The following is a 16,594-nucleotide window of genomic DNA, read 5'->3' on the forward strand; positions in this document are numbered from 1 at the left end:
CCATCATCACGTAGTTGGTCCCGGCGACGGGCGGGTCGACGGGAGCGGAAGAGCGCGGCGGGCGTCGTACGGGAGCGCGAACTGCGTGCGTACCCCTCGGGAGAAGAGCACCGAGTCCGGCATACGGGTGCTGACCCCGGGCAGACCGCAGTGGGCCACCAGCGAGTCCTGCAGGTGCAGCAGCTCGGCGTTGCGCAGCGGCCACGTCCGGTGCTCGTTCGGGACATACAGGGTCCGGCCGAACGCTCTGGTGTGCAATCCCCAGCGAGCAGTGAGGAACTCGGCCAACGGGTCGGGCTCGGCCAACGCGTCTCCAGGGCGTACGACGACGGTCGTGGCCGCGCTGCGCGGCGCCGGCCACCGCCGTTGCGAGGTGTAGGTGATCACTCCCCCGGTCTCGGCGACGCGCATCCGCGCCCACGTGTAGGGCAGTGCGAACACAGCCCGGGCCCCGAGGACGACAGCCAGTCGGGACGCCTCCAGGGTGCGGAAGACGATGCCCCGTCGCCCCTGCGCATCGACCGAGTAGAGGCGCACGTTCGTCTCCGCGAACGTCCCGAGCCACGGCACCGCGCCACCTCGCCCGACGCCCGCATCGACCATCCGGAACGGAATGAGTCCCACCCAGCTGGTGCCGTCGTGCACGTCCGGACGCGTTCCAGGCGGCAGCAGTGGCTGGACGACCGAGGGTTCGACACGCCAGTGCAGGAACGTCAGGTCGCACCAGTCCTGACTCATCATCTGCAGCCCGGTCAGGGCCGGGGCCGTCGCGCTCACTGCCTGCACCGTCATGCGGCCACTGTGCCCCTTCCTCATCGCCACGACGCCGCCGCCCCGGACGCGCGCGCGCGACAATCGAGGCATGGACCTTCGACGAGTGCTCTTCGCCGCCGCACCTCCCGTCGCCGCCGCCGTGATCGGCGGACTCGGATCCCGGGAGGCGCCCACGACCTACGCGCGGCTGGACAGACCGTCCTGGGCTCCGCCGGCGCAGGCGTTCGGCCCGGCCTGGTCGGTGCTCTACGCCACGATCGGTGCGGCCGGATGGCGCATGTACCCGCGCGTCTCTCGCACGACCCGCCTGCTGCACCTGGCCCAGCTCACGGCGAACGGTGCGTGGCCGGTGGTCTTCTTCGGTGTCCAGGACAAGCGGGCCTCCCTGGCGGTGATCGCCACCCTGGACGCGCTCATGGCCGCCGAGCTGTGGTCGTTGCGCCGGACCGATCCGGGGTCCGCTGCGATCCTGGTGCCGTACGCCGCGTGGATCGCCTTCGCGACCGCCCTCAACGCCGCCGTCAGCGACCCGGGAGCCTGACGCCAGGATCACCGCGCGGCACCGGCACCCGCCGCGGAGTCGAACGACTCAGAGGTTGGTCTCGTCGGTCGGGATGCTGGTGGGCAGGGCGGCGGCCGGTTGATCGTCGCTGTCGCCGACCGACGGGCAGTCGATCCCGATCGTGTAACTGGCCATGCTGATCGATCCGGCGGCGTGCCCCTCGACCAGGGAGCTGACCTGCTCGCCGCTGTCGGCGGCCAGGCCGGCGAAGTAGAGCAGGGGAAGGAAGTGGTCGGGGGTGGGAACGGCCAGTCGGTAGTCCCGGTCGGCGTCCAGCCCGGTGACGTCGATCGGGCGGTCCAGCAGGATCTCGCGGGCGCGTACGTCGAAGCGGGTGGCCCAGTCGTATGCGCTGTCGGGGCGCGAGAAGTCGACCGCGCCGAGATTGTGCACGATGTTGCCGCTGCCGACCACGAGGACCCCCTCACGCCGTAGCGACGCGAGCTTCTGTCCGAGCTCCAGGTGGTAGTCGATCCCCTTGTCGGCGTTGATCGACAACTGCACCACCGGGATGCTGGCGTCGGGGAACGCATGCACCAGCACCGACCAGGTGCCGTGGTCGATGCCCCAGCTGTCGACGTCGCAGCCGACCCACATCGGCTTGGCGACCTCCGCGACCTGGTCGGAGAGCTCCGGCAGCCCTGGCGCCGGGTACTCCACGTCGAAGAGCTCCTGCGGGAAGCCGTAGAAGTCGTGGATGGTGCGCGGGCGCAGCATCGCGGTGACAGCGGTGGCGTTGATGTACCAGTGCGCGGACGACCAGGATCGCCCGCGGCCGGGGCACGGCGGCGCCGAAGGCACGCCACGCCTGGGTGTAGCGGTTGAGCTCGAGCGCGTTCATCGGGTTGCCGTGACCGATGAACGCCGCAGGCATCATCGGTCGGGTATCGGTGGTCGCCGTCATCGTGTCCCCTCACCGCGCGCGTGGTGCGCTGACGCTACCGCTTTCGCACGGATCGGCGCCGCGCCGGCGGAGTCGACGCGCCCGGCGGGGCACCCCCCGTCAGAACGGGTACTGCGGGATGCGGCTCTGCATCGTCACCCATTGCGTTTCGGTGAACGCCTCGATGTTGGCCTCCACCCCGCCGAAGCGCGCGCCCGTGCCCGACGCCGCCGTCCCGCCGAACGGCGCCACGGCCTCGTCGTCGACCGTCTGGTCGTTGATGTGAACGATCCCGGTCGGCACCCGGTCGGCGAGGGCCAGGCCGCGCATGACGTCCTGGGTGAGGATGCCGAGCGACAGGCCGTACTCCGTGCGGCTCGCCAGCTCCACCGCCTCCTCGACGCTGGAGAACTTCGCCACCGGCGCGACCGGGCCGAAGACCTCCTCGTTGAACGCCGGATGGTCCACCGAGCAGTCGGCGATCACCGTCGGACGGTAGAAGAGGTCCTCGTAGGTACCCCCCTCCACCAGTCGCGCGCCGGCCTGCGTTGATCGGGTGACCAGGTCGTGCACGTGGTCGCGCTGACGCACGTCGATGATCGGGCCGAGCGGGGCATCCGTGGCGGCCGGGTCGGCCACCTGAATACCGGCTGCGCTGTGGGCGAGCCGTTCCACGTACTCGTCGTAGATCGCCTCGTGCACGATGTGGCGACCGGTGGTCATGCAGATCTGTCCCTGGTGCAGGAACGACCCCCATGCGCCGGCCGCGACGGCGGCGGGCACGTCCACGTCGTCCATCACGATCAGGGCGTTGTTGCCGCCCAGCTCCAGGTGCGCCCGCTTGAGCAGCCGGCCGGCCGCCTCGCCGACCTTGCGTCCCGCAGCGGTCGAACCGGTGAACGAGATGATCCGCACGCCGGGGTGCTCCACCAGGGCGCTGCCGACGTCCGCGGCACCCGGCAGGACGTGCACGAGGCCGTCGGGCAGACCGGCTTCGGCGAGGATGGCGGCCAGGAAGAGGCCGCCGGAGACGGCGGTGCGAGGGTCGGGTTTGAGGATCACCGCGTTGCCGGTCGCCAGCGCGGGCGCCACGGACCTGCTGGACAGGATCTGCGGGAAGTTGAACGGCGAGATGACGCCGACGACGCCGGCCGGCACTCGCCGCGCCATCGACAGGCGTGGGGCCCTGGTGCGCAGCAGCTGCCCGTACGGCGCCTCGACGGTCGCTGCACCGGTCCAGTACTCCGCAGCGACCAGCGAGGCCTCGAAGCCGGCCTTGCCCTTGCCCGAACCAGCCTCTCGCACAAGCCAGTCGGACAACTCACCGGCGTGCTCCTCGATGAGTGTGGCCGCCCGCCGTAGCGCGGCAGCACGCTGGTCGTACGGCAGCGCGGCCCACTCCTTCTGCGCCTTCGTCGCTGCCGTCACGGCGTCGTCGACGTCCCGAGCGGTGGCGACGCCCACACTGCCGATGACCTGCCCGGTCGCCGGCTCGCGGACGTCGGCGGTCCCGCCCGCCCCGGCGCGCCATCCGCCGCTGCTGATCTTCCCGGCCCAATCGCCTGCGTCGAAGAACGGCATGGAGCACCTTCCGTAGAGCGGATATCTCGTCGCCGAAGAGCATGTGCCGGCGGCACTTCGGATACTAGGGCTGCACGGTGGGTCGCACGAGGATCTCGTTCAAGCTGACGGACTTCGGGCGGGTGACGGCGAACGCGATGATCTCCGCGATGTCCTCCGGCGTGATGGCCATCTGCTCGTACATCTTCTCGGCGCCGCGCTTGGTCTCCTCGTGCGTGATGTGATCGGTCAGTTCGGTCGCGACGGCGCCCGGCTCGATGACGATGACCCGCACGTCCGGCTGCAGCTCCTGGCGCAGCGCCTCGGACCAGCCGTTCAGACCCCACTTGGTGGCGGCGTACACACCGTTGCCCGGTCGGGCCGTGCGTCCGGCGACCGACGAGAGGTTCACCAGGTCGCCTCCGCCGTCGGCTCGCAGCAGGGGGAGGAACACCTCGGTGGCGGTGATCGCGCCGAGCAGATTGACATCGAGCATCTGCTTGTAATCGTCCTTGCGCTCGGCGTCGAACGGCCCGAGCAGCATCACGCCGGCGTTGTTGAGCAGGACGTCGACGCGACCGAGCTCCTTCTCGACGCGCCCGGCGGCCGCCACCAGGGTGTCCCGGTCGGTGACGTCGGCCGCGATCGCGATGCTGCCGTTGTCCAGCTCCCCCGCAAGCGCCTCGATGCGTTCGGCCCGGCGCGCGATCAGGGCCACCGTGTAGCCCGCGGCGGCCAGCGCTCGGGCCGTCGAGGCGCCGATGCCCGAGGATGCCCCGGTGATGACGGCGACCTTGTCCGTGTCCTTCGATGTGGGCATCTGCTGCTCCTCTGGGTCGTGTGATGGCGGCCGACGCCTGCCGGACCGTCGATCGACCGTAGCCCTGATTGAACGCACGGGGAGTCCTCGCCGGGTCGGTCCGGGCTGCGGGAAGGACGGCTCCGTCGGCCTGATCCTCGCCCGTCGCACGGTCCCGCCACCTGCGTCACGGATTCCTCGGATCGCCATTGACGGGCTGCGAGAAGCGGGAGTAGAAGGGGGACGTTCGTCTGTTCGTGCCGGCCCGAACAGACGACCTCGAGGCGCTGTCTCGCCAACCGGCAGTCTCGCCAGGGGTGCTGACCCCGGGCTCACGTCACATATTCGTCCTGCCCAGGGAAGAGCCCATGAACGATCTCAGCGAGGCGTCGCCACGCCGTGCCTGGCGACTGACCGTATTCATCTCATGCGTCCTGCTGCTGTTCGCCTCCGGTGGGGTCTGGGGCGGCGCGAGTGCCGCACCGGCGACCCGACCGTCCGCCACAGCGCACACCGCCGTACGAAGTGCGGTGCGGCTGGTCGCGACGACCACGCCCGGCCGGCTCCGTGCCGCGGCGAAGGGCCAGGCCGCGAAGGTGCACGTCGCGCCCCTGCTGCGGCCGCATCGTCCGTCCCTGTCGACTGAACAGCGGGCCACCGCGCCGCGGACCACGCCGCGTACCGTCGGACACGCCCGGCAACAGCTCCAGGGCGCCCTCTCGCCGACCGTCGAGTTCGACGGAGTCGACGCGATCCAGAGCAAGGCGGTCGCCGGGTACGACGTGGAGCCGCCGGACGAGGGCCTGGGCGCCGGCAACGGATATGTGGCCAATTTCGTCAACGTGGCCGGTGCGATCTACCGCACCGACGGCAGCACGGTGACGGCGCCGTTCTTCCTGAACACCTTCTTCGACGAACCCGCCACGGCCAACCTCACGGACACGCGGGTCTACTACGACTCGCCCAGCCGCACCTGGTTCGCGACGATGCTGGAGTACGGGCTGACCAGTGACGGCTCTGCCGTCACCGAGTCGCATGTCGACCTCGCCGTGAGCAGCACCGCCAACCCGGCGGGTGCGTGGCACATCTACCGGGCCTCCACGACCGACCTCGACCACGCGGGATGCCCGTGTCTCGCGGACTACCCGATCATGGGCGTCAGCCGGTCGAACGTGTACCTGTCCACTAACGAGTTCACCTCCAACGAACAGGCATTCAACGGCGCGCAGCTGTACGTGCTGTCCAAGTCGCAGCTGGTCGCCGGCCGCGCCACCGTCAACACCGTCAACTTCCAGAACCTGGCCGCCGGCGGTGCCCCCGGGTACCACGTCCAGCCGGCCAACACGGTCGCGAACGCACCGGCCGAGTTCATGCTCAGCTCGCTCGACCCCAACAGCACCTTCGACAACCGGTTGGCCGTCTGGGCCGTCACCAACGAATCCTCGGTGACCACTGGACACGGGATGCCGTCCCTCAGCGTGCGGGTCATCGGGTCGGAGGCGTACGGCTTCCCGCCGAACGCGCAGACACCCCCAGGGTTCTGTAACGGAAAAGCCTGCGACGCAGGCCTTCCCACCACCGGCGTCCTGCAGACCGACTTCGATGCCATGCAGGAGACCCAGTACATCAACGGTCGACTCGTCGGAGCCCTGAACACCGGTGTCACCGTCGTCGGCGACACGGTGGCACGATCGGGCGTCGCCTGGTTCGTCATCAAGCCGACCGTGAACGGCGCGAGCGTCGGAAGCGGCACCCGCGTGACCCGCCAGGGGTACGTGTCCACCAGCGGCGAGTACCTGCTCTACCCCCACCTGAACATGACCTCGAGCGGCGCCATGGCGCTGGTCTTCGGGCTGGGTGGACCGGGTACGTACCCGTCCGCGGCGTATGCGACGGCGCGCGCCGGCCGTGACTTCGGGCCGATCCAGGTCGCCGCCGCCGGCACCGGACCCGACAACGGGTTCTCCGGCACCGCGAAGTTCGGCGGTGCGGGCCGATGGGGCGACTACTCCAACGGGGAGATCATCCCGGGGACCAACCGCGTCTGGTTGGCCACCCAGTACATCCCCAACACCGGTGACGGGAACGCCAACTGGGGCAACGCCATCTTCGAGCTACGCCTGCCCTGACCCTGGTTCGATCTGACGGGACACCACTGAGCTGGCGGCCCACACCAGCTCAGTGGTCGCCGTCTCAGGAGTGCATCATCGGCGCGTAGGAGATGCCGACGATCAGGCCCTCGCTCGACTGCAGACGGGCGACCGTCTGTCCCCACGGCTCGGTGCGAGCGTCGTGCAGCAGCGTGAAGCCCTTCGTCGTCAATTCCTGTGCCGCGACCTGTACACCGTCGGTGTCCGCGACCTCGAACTCCACGCTCGCCTGCGGCACCGGCCGGCCCGCGGGCCAGTCCGGCACCCCGAAGCAGGCCCGCGCGGCCTGCTCCAGCGGCCACACACCGAAGGACTTGGATCCATCGATCGTTTCACTGTGCAGGTAACCGTCACCCTCGGCGGCCAGCGGCAGGCCGAGCGCGTCGACGTACAACTCCCGGCTGCGTTGCGGGTCCGGGGTGATCACCGCGAACGAGGTGATGAACTGCACTTCCACGACGCGTCCTCTCGTCGATCTTCCCGTCAGTCGTGCGCGGCGCCCGGGTCGGGCAGCACGTCGCGCCACGAGTGCTGCGGGTCGTAGCCCAGTAGGTCCCGCGCCTTGTCGATCGCGTAGAACGTCTCGTCGCGGCCCATCTCCCGATGCACCCGTACCCCGTCGTAGAAGCGCTCCCGGATCTCTCGCGTCGTCGCGGCCACCGACATGTCGGCGTTGGCGACGTTGAAGACCTCGTAGCCCAGCCCGTCGGTCTCCAGGCAGCGTTGCACCATCTGCCCCAGATCGCGAGTGTCGATGTAGGCGAACACGTTCCGGCGCCGCAGCGAGGGGTCGGTAAGGAACGGCGGGAACAACTCGGCGTACTCGTGCGGCTCGATGACGTTGTTGATCCGCAGCCCGTAGATGTCCGTGCCGGTGCGTGCCTGGAACGAGCGTGCCGTCACCTCTCCGGCGACCTTCGACATGGCGTAGGCGTCCTCGGGCACCGTGGGGTGCTCCTCGTCGACGGGCACGTAGAGCGGGCGCCGCTCGCCCTGTGCGAAGCAGATCCCGTACGTCGTCTCGGAGGACGCGAAGACAATCTTGCGCACGCCGAGTCGGGTCGCGGCCTCGAGCACGTTGTAGGTGCTCAGCACGTTCGTCGCGTACGTCGCGGCGTCCGGCCGTAGCAGGATCCGAGGGATGGCCGCGAAGTGCACGACCGCGTCGTACCCGGGCTTCTCGGCGAGGTCCAGGTCGTCCATGGTCGGTATCCCGGCGATGGCGGAGTAGGTCTCCCCCGCGTCCGTGAGATCCACCCGCAGATCGGTGACCCCCGCGTGTCCGAGGGGCACGAGGTCGGCGTTGGTGACCTGGTGACCCTGTGCGGCCAGATACGGCGCGACATGCTTGCCGGCCTTGCCGCTGCCACCGGTGAAGAAGATTCGCATGACTGCTTCTTACCCTGCTCGCTCGCGTCTGATGCCGTCGAGGTCGTCAGACCCTCCTGCGGCGCCTGGCGGCGGGCCCAGAGAGCGCGTCAGGATCCGAGCCCCGCACCGGAGCGGCGCTCGTGGTCCAGGTGCCGCAGGACGGCCGCGACCCGACGATCGGTCTGCTCCGCGGGTGCCAGGTCCAGCTTGGCGAAGATGCTGCGGATGTGTTTGTGGACCGCCCCTTCGGTCACCACGAGCCGGTCGGCGATCGCGGCGTTACCCAATCCTTCGGCCATCAGTGCCAACACCTCCGTCTCCCGCGGTGTGAGCCGGTCCAGGCCGGCGTCCGGCCGCGTCGTGGTGAGCAGTTGAGCCACCACCTCGGGGTCGATCGCCGTGCCTCCCCCCGCGACCCGGTGCAGGGCGTCGAGGAAGCTCTCCACCCGCCCGACGCGTTCCTTCAGCAGATAGCCGAGTCCCGCCGCACCCGCGACCATGAGATCGGTGGCGAAGGCCTGCTCCACATAGGCCGAGAGCACGAGCACGCCGAGACCGGGTTGGCGCCGTCGGGCCTCGACCGCGGCGACGATGCCCTCGTCGGTGTGGGTGGGCGGCATCCGCACGTCCACCAACGCCACGTCCGGGCGGTGCTCCGCGACGGCGTCGAGGAACGACGGTGCGTCCTGCGCCGTGGCGACGACGTCCAGCGACTCCGCGCGCAAGAGTGCCGCCAGTCCTTCGCGCAGCAACGAGTCGTCCTCGGCGATCACGATCCGCACGGCAGATCCACCTCCAGTCGGGTCGGCCCGCCGCGCGGACTCCGGATACTCATGGTGCCGTCCAGGGCTTCGGCGCGGCGCCGGATGCCCAGCAGTCCAGAGCCCTTCCGATCGGTCGCGCCACCGGCACCGTCATCCTGGATAGCAACATGTAGATGCTCACTGTCACTTCGCACCGTGACGACGATCGATTTCGCTCCGCTGTGCCGTGCGGCGTTCGTGAGGGCCTCGGCCACCGCGAAGTACGCCGTCGCCTCGGTCGCCGCAGCGCACCGGGTGCGAAGGTCGACCTCCAGACGACACGGGATCGGGCTGGCTGCGGCTAGACCGTCGAGCGCTCCGCCCAGACCGCGGTCGGTCAGCACCGGCGGGAGGATGGCGCGCGCGACCGATCTCAGCTCCGCCAACGCGGCCTCGGTCGCGGTCTGCGCCCGGTCGACGGCCTCGAGTGCCGTCGCCGGGTCGCGCAGGACGGCCTGCCGGACACCGCCGAGCAGCACGTTGACGGCGACCAGCCGGTTCTGGGCGCCGTCGTGCAGCGCGCGCTCGATGCGGCGCAGCTCGATGGCGTGCGCATCGAGCGCTGCCGCGCGGGTCGCGGTGAGCTCGGCGATGCGCAGGGACATGTCGCCCTCGTCCGGTGGCGGAAGCAGCAGTCGACCGGCGACGGCCTGCAGCCTTGTGAGGGCCGGAGTGACCAGCAGCACGGCCGCGACGAGCGCGACACCCAGTGCGGTCACCGCCCACGCATGGGACGGATCGTCCAGCGCCCAGTGCACCTCGGCGTCCTGTCGCGGGATCGACTGTCCTGCCGACAGATTGCGCCAGAATGGGAAGCCGAGTGCGCCGACGGCCGCGAGAGGCAGCGCCAGTCCGATGATGCCGAGCGCCACGTCGACCGTGCCGTGCAGGACGAGCCAGGCCAGCTCGCGCCGGGCCGTGGGATCGACCAGGTGATCTCGCGGAGCCGGCACCGGCGCGGCGGGCGACTCGATCGCGTCGCCCCACCGGGTGAGACGGACGCGCTCGCGATCCGCCAGGGGCCGCACGGTGCGCAGGCAGGTCGGCAGCACCAGGAATCCGATCCCCACCACGCAGAGGATCCAACTGGCGGCCAGTAACGCAAGCAGCACCATCGCCAGCAGGGCGCTGCCCAGTCCGCCCGTCAGCTGCCGGAACGAGGTCCGCGCGAGCCGGAGCGGGTTGGTCGAGCTCCGGCGGAGCGCTTGCCCGCCGGGTGCTTCTGCACCCGGTGGACTGCCGAGGCCGTCCGCTGCGTCCAACGTCCTCACCCTCCGCGACGTGCGGGGCGGCGCCTCGCAGAGCCTCATCGTTCCAGGAGTGCGCGCCGGAAGCAGTACAGCCTGCTGCACCATCGAGACACCCGTACGCGGGATCGCGCTCGATGCGCGGTCTGCGGAAACGTCGTGGCCATCGAACGATTCGACCAAGGAGCGATCATGACCGACGACCACGACCCGACCACGCCCCACGACCCTGCCACGGAGGACACCCGTCGCACGCCCTGCTGGATGCGCAGCCGGAAGGCCGCTGCCGCTGGCATCACCGCCGTCGTACTGGCGGGAGGTTGGGCGGTGTCGAGCACACCCGGAGCTCAGGCCGCATACGAACAGGCCGATGCCGTGAACCATCAGCTGGACCGGACGAGCGCGAACCTGGACCGGCTGACCGCCGACCATCACGCCGGAGGCGGCGTCAAGAACACCGCACCCACGGACGCGGCGTTCCAGCGCTCCCTGAACGCGCTGGTCACCAGGGACGGCATCCCGGGTGTCGAGGCGTTCGTGCGGCAGTCCGACGGGAAGGTGCGCAGCTACACGGCCGGTGTGGGCAACCTGAACACCCGGACGCCCGTCCCCGCGGACGGCGAGGTGCGGATCGCGTCCAACACCAAGACCTTCACGGCGACGGCCGTCCTGCAGTTGGTCGGAGAGGGCCGGATCGGCCTGGACAAGCCGATCGAGACCTACCTGCCGGGCCTCGTACGCGGGAAGGGAATCGACGGGCGCCACATCACCGTGCGCAACCTGCTGCAGCAGACCTCGGGCCTGCCCGACTACGACACCCTCGTGGCGTCCAAGGGCCTGCTCGCGGTGCAGCACACCTATTTCGAACCGCGCCAGGCGCTGGACGCGGCACTCACCGCTCCAGCGGAATTCAAGCCGGGGACCAGCTGGGCCTACAGCAACACGAACTACGTGCTGGCCGGACTGATCGTGCAACGGGTGACCGGTCGTCCGATCGGGGAGGTCATCACCCAGCGGGTCATCGACCGCCTCGGGCTGCGCCACACGTACTGGCCGAAAACGGGGGTGCAGACCATCCGTGGACGGCACGCGCAGGCGTACTTCAGCGCCAAGCCGGGCGCGAACCCTGTCAACGTGACCGAGTTGGATCCGTCCCTCGGGTGGGCCGCAGGGCAGCTGATCTCCACGCCGAGTGACCTGTCCACGTTCAATCGCGCGCTGCTCGACGGCAAGCTGCTCGCGCCCGCACAGCAGCAGCAGTTGCTGACCACCGTCGCCGCGCCCGGCTTCGAACCGGAGAAGGGATGGTCCTACGGGCTCGGCTTCGCCAAGCGCACCCTGTCCTGCGGGGTGCAGGCATGGGGCCACGGTGGCGACATCACCGGGTTCGAGACCCGCAACCTGACCGCTCGGGACGGGCGCAGCGTCGTGATCGCGACGACCGCGCTGCCGACCAAGATCGAGGGACTGGTGCACGTGAACGCGGCGGTGCAGCAGGGCATCTGCGACATGCGGTGATCTTGCTTACTGTCACCCGGGACAGCGTGGGCGATGATTTCCCATCGCCCACGCTGCCAAGGTCCGAGCCCGTGCTGGACCCGTCGCCGATGGTGCGTCTACCAGATCCGGCCGCCTCTTAGTCGCTGCCGAAGATCTCGCGGACTTCTTTGAGTGCGTAGTAGACCAGGACGTATCCGGCCACCGGATCCGCCCACCACCACCCCGCCAGGAGATTGAGCAGCAACCCGAGAAGTACGGCGGCCGCAAGCAGGCCGTCGATGAAAGTGACGCGACCCTCGGTTGCCAACACAGGGTTGTCCAGAGCAGCGCCGGTGCGGGCCTTCCCCGCTGCGAGGACGAACATGACCGCCGCGGTCACGGCCGTCCACACGATGCCCAGCGGTGAGTGACGCGGGTGATATCCGATGGCCAGCACCCAGGTGGACTGCACCAGGAGGTAGAGCGCCAGCGCGCCGAACGCACCGCCGATGAGGCGCAGCGCAAAACGCCGACGCATGTCACCGCTGCCGGCCAACTCCCAGATCACGACGGTCGATGCGCCGATCTCGATGACCGAGTCCAGTCCGAAACCCGCCAGAGCCACCGACCCAGCGGTGACCGCTGCAACCGCGAGCACCACGATGCCGACGACGTTCCAGGCCAGCGTCACCTACTCCAGCCAGAAGCCTCGACGTACGAGCACCGCCCGCGCGGAGGCATCGACAGCAGTCACAGCCGAAGTATCGCCGCCGAGGGTTGAGGTCAGCTTCCGGGCGGCACCGGTGGGTCCGTGCTTCGTTCGGTGCCGACACATCCGCCGGGCCGGGTGGGCATCAGTCCGGGGGTGAGGTTCCAGGTGACGCCGGTCTCGGTGACGGTGGCGGTGAGCAGATCGCGGTGAACGATGGTGTGGTGCCGGGCGCACAGCAGCGCTGCGTTGGTCAGGGTTGTCTGTCCGCCGGCCCACCAGGGCCTCACATGGTGGGCATCGCACCAGTCCGGTGGTCTTTCGCAGCCGGGGAAGGTGCAGTGCCTATCGCGGTGGATGATCGCGGTCCGCAGGCCGCCGGTAAACAGGCGTTTCGCTCGCCCGACGTCCAACGGTTCCGACTCGGTGCCCAAAACAGCCGGGATCAGATCCGCATCGCACGCCATCCGTCGCAGAGTGCCCGCGTCGAGATAGTCACCGTCGGTGGTACGCCCGATACCCGGCAGGTACGTCGGTGCGAATCCGCCGTCGTCTGAACTGTGTTCGCTGAGTCGGCCCGCTTCGCGAAGCCCCTCGTACAACGTTGCGTAATCCAGGGTGACCAGGATCTTCGCGGTGCCGCCGAACTCCCCGACCGGCCGCGGGCTGGTGCCGTCCACCACACCGGCGGCGGTGTCGACCAAGCGCACCAGCGCGTCCGCGCGCCGTTTGGCCGGGGTCCGGGTGTCACGCTCGGGCGCACCGGTGCTGTGCTGCGGCGCGGGATCGTCGGTGGTGCTGGTCGAGCACGGCTGTGGCGTGGGCGCGGACAAAGCCCGCAGCGCGTGCTTCACGACCGCGGCGTGCCCGCCGGACAGTTCGGCCACGAACCGGGTCAGCCCGGAAGGCAGGTCGGCCCAGAAGACCGACTCGCAGTCCTGCTGACGTTCCTCGTCCCGTACCAGCCGTTCGGGGGCGTACTCACCCAGGATCCGGTTGCTGAGCTGCCGCAGCGTCCGACACCCGTGATCCGACAGGCTCAGGTAGCGGCCGAGCAGGTCATCACGGTCGGCGGTCGGCAACTGGGGCAGGATCCGGGGCACTTCCCGCAGTGCCACGTCGGCGACCGACACACTCGCCGCCCCCGTCGCCAACGCGTCAACTACGACGTGGTTGCGGGGATCCACGCAGTCCACCCCCACCCTCCCGACCCTACGGGCCACGGCCGGTTCCACACCCGCCGCCTGCCTGTCCACCCACGCCGGTGCCCCTGTCGCGGTGGAGCTCGCGACCGTCCCACGGCCCAGCGCATCCGCGGTCGCCAACGCAGCGACGTTCTCCATCCGGCTGCCCATCCGCAGCATCGACCCGACCACCTCACCCAGAGCGGCCTCGTCCAGCTGCCACAGCGCGCCAGGCCACTCCTCCAAAGCGGTGGTGAACTCCCCCAGCAGCGCCATCAACCGGGCGCCCGTGCCAGGCGCTGGGGGACCATGTACGTCGGTCGTCGGCTGCGCCATGACCCCTCCTGCGCCGGTGATAGCACCCCTTGCCATCTACCCTGAATCATACGCCTGTTCGATTTAGCACACAAGGGTTGGAGCCGCGAATATGACTGCGAAAGCTCATCATTCGAAGTCAAGTTATCCACATCCGTCATCGATATGTCAGCATCCTGGAGGTTGTCCACTCCGCGTTTCCTCCCTTGAGGAGCCGCTTCGATGGGTCCTTCGGCAACCTCGAAAGTGCCCTTCCCCCACAACCTCGGCGGCTTCGGCGCTCCGCCGGTGCGTGATGCCCTGCACCGGCAACTCACATCGACTCAACCCTGGCCGGCGCCGCAGCGCTCCACCGATTGCGCCCTGCGGCACGCCCCCGGCCGGGGGGTACGTTGGCGGCGTGGCAGGTCCGCCGCGGCAGGTGACGGCGGTGAGGGAGTTGACCCGGATGAGCGCACGGTTGCAGGAGCTCGCCTACAGCGAGACTCCGCGCGGCACCATCAGCCTGCGTCGCCGCCGGGAGCCCACGCTCGACGTCGACGTCTACGAGGTGAAGCTCGACGAGGAGTTCCTCATGTCGAGCCTGTTCACCGTCGCGGAGATCGAGCTCGCCCGGCTCGGCCTCGCGCAGACCCGGGGCACCGACCTGGACGTCGTCGTCGGCGGCCTCGGCCTCGGTTGCACCGCACGGGCCGCGTTGGAGGATCCCCGAGTGCGCTCGATGATCGTCGTCGACGCGTTGGCCGAGGTCATCGACTGGCACGAACGAAAGCTGCTGCCGGGAGCCGACGACCTCGTGGACGACCCGCGGACCCGGCTGGTGTTGGCGGACTTCTTCGCCATGGCCGCCTCCGAGGACGGCTTCGACCCGGACGCCGCCGGCCGCCGCTTCGACGCCGTACTGCTCGACATCGACCACACGCCGCGCCACGTGTTGCACCCCGACCACGCGGCCTTCTACAGCCTCGACGGGTTGCGCCGGCTCAAGGGTCATCTGAAACCGGACGGTGTCTTCGCCCTCTGGTCCGACGACCCGCCAGACGATGACTTCATCGCGTTGCTGGACGGGGTCTTCGACTCCTCGGAGGCGCACGTCGTCACCTTCGCGAACTTCCTCACCGGTGGCCACTCGGCCAACACGGTGTACGTCGCGCGGTGACCGCGCCGCGGACGCGGCTGCGGATGCACACCTCGGGCGATCCACAGGTCTAGCCTGGCGAGACGCCCGAAACGAACAGAGGACGCACCGTGACCGTGAGCGAGCAAAACACCGCGACCGGCGAAGAGGCGCGTAGGCATTTCACGCCGGCGCTGTGGCTCGCGGCCATCGCATCGGCGATCTCCTCGTTCCTCTACGGCTACGACACCGGCATCATCTCCGCCGCGCTGCTGCAGATCCGCAGGGACTTCAACACCGGCCACAGCTCCGAGCAGGTGATCGCCGGCAGCATCCTCTTCGGAGCGGTCCTCGGCGCACTCGCCTGCAGTCGACTCTCGGAGCAGCGCGGCCGACGCGGCACCATCCTCATGCTGGCGTGCATCTTCATCGTCGGCGCTCTCGCGTGCGCCCTGTCCCCGAGTGCGCCGCTGCTGTGCGTCTCGCGCGTCATCCTCGGCTTCGCCGTCGGCGGCGCCACCCAGACCGTGCCGATGTACGTCGCCGAACTCGCCCCGCCCGCGCGCCGCGGCCAGCTGGTGCTGACCTTCCAGGTCGGCATCGGCACCGGCATCCTCGTCTCGACCATCGTCGGCGCGACACAGAGCCTCAGCTGGCGCGTCTCCATCGGACTCGCCGTCGTGCCGGCGACGATCCTGCTGCTCACCGTGCTGCGCCTGCCGGAGAGTCCCCGTTGGCTGGTGGCGCAGGACCGAGCGGACGACGCCCGAAAATCGTTGTCGCTCATGCGTCCTGGAGGTGCATCACTGGACGGGGAGATCGGCGAGATCACCCAGAACGTGACCGAGGAGCTCGACGTCAAGGCCAGTCAGCGCGGATGGTCCGGGCTGCGGCAGGCATGGGTGCGGCCCGCCATCATCGTGGGCTGCGGTATCGCGATGTTCACGCAGCTGAGCGGCATCGAGATGATCATCTACTACGCGCCGACCATCCTCACGGATGCGGGATTCTCGACCAGCACCGCGCTACGAGTGAGCGTCGGACTGGCGAGCACCTACCTCGTGATGATGCTGGTCGGCCTCAACATCATCGACCGTGTCGGCCGACGACGGCTCACCCTCATCATGGTGCCGGGCACCGCGGCTGCACTCTTCGTGCTCGGCCTGCTCTTCGTGACCGGTCACAGCGGACGTCACGACATCCCGTTCATCATCACCTGCCTGATCGTCTTCATGTTCTTCAACGCCGGCGGCCTGCAGCTGATGGGCTGGCTGACCGAGTCGGAGATCTACCCGCTCGCGGTCCGCGGCGCGGGATCGAGCCTGCAGGCAGCGGTGCTCTGGACGACCAACCTGGTCATCACACTCACCGTGCTCACCATCATCGACGCTGTCGGTGTCGGGCAGACGATGTGGCTCTACGCCCTCTTCAACGTCGCGGCATGGATCTTCGTCTTCGTGAGGATGCCGGAGCTCACCGGCCGCTCCCTGGAACAGATCGAACACGCCTTGCGCGAGGGGCATTTCACTCCGCGCAGCTTCGCCCAGGCCACCCGCGACGAGGCGACCTGACCACCCGGGAGGACGATGCCGTAGGCCGCTATGCACCGACCGCTCGGGTCCCGGCCCGCCACACCCCTTC

At 69.4% G+C, this 16,594-nt stretch carries 15 protein-coding genes; 5 read left to right on the top strand and 10 right to left on the bottom strand.

From position 1 onward, the window contains the following. Nucleotides 1–6: 6 nt before the first annotated feature. The gene (locus JOB34_RS07315) at nucleotides 7–792 is read right to left on the bottom strand and encodes a DUF2071 domain-containing protein (protein ID WP_208052061.1); all 786 of its coding nucleotides are present in this window, start codon (nucleotides 790–792) and stop codon (nucleotides 7–9) included. 70 nt (nucleotides 793–862) lie between these two features. On the opposite strand from JOB34_RS07315, the gene JOB34_RS07320 reads away from it, so the two are divergent. Then, nucleotides 863–1,315: a TspO/MBR family protein gene (locus tag JOB34_RS07320; RefSeq protein ID WP_208052062.1), complete on the top strand. Its 453-nt coding sequence runs from the start codon at nucleotides 863–865 to the stop codon at nucleotides 1,313–1,315. A gap of 48 nt (nucleotides 1,316–1,363) precedes the next feature. Here the strand turns inward: JOB34_RS07320 and ygiD are convergent, their stop codons facing one another. From ygiD to JOB34_RS07335, 3 genes are all read right to left on the bottom strand, one after another. Next, a complete protein-coding gene (ygiD, locus tag JOB34_RS07325; protein ID WP_347813767.1) occupies nucleotides 1,364–2,137 on the bottom strand; it encodes a 4,5-DOPA dioxygenase extradiol in 774 nt (257 codons plus the stop codon). A 202-nt stretch (nucleotides 2,138–2,339) separates the two neighbouring features. After that, nucleotides 2,340–3,800, bottom strand: coding sequence for an aldehyde dehydrogenase family protein (locus JOB34_RS07330; protein WP_208052063.1), 1,461 nt, complete (start codon nucleotides 3,798–3,800; stop codon nucleotides 2,340–2,342). Nucleotides 3,801–3,864: 64 nt separating this feature from the next. After that, a complete protein-coding gene (locus tag JOB34_RS07335; RefSeq protein ID WP_208052064.1) occupies nucleotides 3,865–4,599 on the bottom strand; it encodes an SDR family oxidoreductase in 735 nt (244 codons plus the stop codon). A 347-nt stretch (nucleotides 4,600–4,946) separates the two neighbouring features. Here JOB34_RS07335 and JOB34_RS07340 point away from each other — a divergent pair, with 347 nt between their 5' ends. Beyond that, nucleotides 4,947–6,707, top strand: a complete 1,761-nt coding sequence (locus JOB34_RS07340; protein WP_208052065.1) for a hypothetical protein — start codon at nucleotides 4,947–4,949, stop codon at nucleotides 6,705–6,707. Nucleotides 6,708–6,771: 64 nt separating this feature from the next. Here the strand turns inward: JOB34_RS07340 and JOB34_RS07345 are convergent, their stop codons facing one another. The 4 genes from JOB34_RS07345 to JOB34_RS07360 all read right to left on the bottom strand — a co-directional run bounded on the left by JOB34_RS07345 (nucleotide 6,772) and on the right by JOB34_RS07360 (nucleotide 10,164). Further along, nucleotides 6,772–7,185 carry a VOC family protein gene (locus JOB34_RS07345; RefSeq protein WP_208052066.1) on the bottom strand — a complete coding sequence of 138 codons (414 nt, stop codon included), beginning with the start codon at nucleotides 7,183–7,185 and terminating at the stop codon, nucleotides 6,772–6,774. Nucleotides 7,186–7,211: 26 nt separating this feature from the next. Next, nucleotides 7,212–8,117, bottom strand: a complete 906-nt coding sequence (locus JOB34_RS07350; RefSeq protein WP_208052067.1) for an NAD(P)-dependent oxidoreductase — start codon at nucleotides 8,115–8,117, stop codon at nucleotides 7,212–7,214. Between the two features lie 89 nt (nucleotides 8,118–8,206). Beyond that, a complete protein-coding gene (locus JOB34_RS07355) occupies nucleotides 8,207–8,881 on the bottom strand; it encodes a response regulator transcription factor (protein WP_208052068.1) in 675 nt (224 codons plus the stop codon). Further along, on the bottom strand, nucleotides 8,869–10,164 hold the full coding sequence (locus tag JOB34_RS07360) for a sensor histidine kinase (protein ID WP_208052069.1): 1,296 nt from the start codon (nucleotides 10,162–10,164) through the stop codon (nucleotides 8,869–8,871). The genes JOB34_RS07355 and JOB34_RS07360 overlap by 13 nt, the downstream gene beginning before the upstream one ends. Nucleotides 10,165–10,341: 177 nt before the next feature. Between JOB34_RS07360 and JOB34_RS07365 the strand changes: the two genes are divergently transcribed. Continuing rightward, nucleotides 10,342–11,667, top strand: a complete 1,326-nt coding sequence (locus JOB34_RS07365; RefSeq protein WP_208052070.1) for a serine hydrolase domain-containing protein — start codon at nucleotides 10,342–10,344, stop codon at nucleotides 11,665–11,667. A 118-nt stretch (nucleotides 11,668–11,785) separates the two neighbouring features. Here the strand turns inward: JOB34_RS07365 and JOB34_RS07370 are convergent, their stop codons facing one another. Next, entirely contained in the window at nucleotides 11,786–12,319 is a 534-nt protein-coding gene (locus JOB34_RS07370) for a cation transporter (protein ID WP_347813768.1), read from the bottom strand. Between the two features lie 92 nt (nucleotides 12,320–12,411). After that, the gene (locus JOB34_RS07375) at nucleotides 12,412–13,857 is read right to left on the bottom strand and encodes an HNH endonuclease signature motif containing protein (RefSeq protein WP_208052071.1); all 1,446 of its coding nucleotides are present in this window, start codon (nucleotides 13,855–13,857) and stop codon (nucleotides 12,412–12,414) included. 379 nt (nucleotides 13,858–14,236) lie between these two features. Here JOB34_RS07375 and JOB34_RS07380 point away from each other — a divergent pair, with 379 nt between their 5' ends. Then, complete coding sequence (locus JOB34_RS07380) at nucleotides 14,237–14,995, top strand: spermidine synthase (RefSeq protein ID WP_347813769.1); 759 nt, start codon at nucleotides 14,237–14,239, stop codon at nucleotides 14,993–14,995. A 95-nt stretch (nucleotides 14,996–15,090) separates the two neighbouring features. Beyond that, nucleotides 15,091–16,524, top strand: coding sequence for a sugar porter family MFS transporter (locus tag JOB34_RS07385; RefSeq protein WP_208052072.1), 1,434 nt, complete (start codon nucleotides 15,091–15,093; stop codon nucleotides 16,522–16,524). Nucleotides 16,525–16,594: the final 70 nt, after the last annotated feature.

Source organism: Allobranchiibius sp. GilTou38 (assembly GCF_017565325.1).
In the GTDB taxonomy this organism is placed as follows: domain Bacteria; phylum Actinomycetota; class Actinomycetes; order Actinomycetales; family Dermatophilaceae; genus Allobranchiibius; species Allobranchiibius huperziae.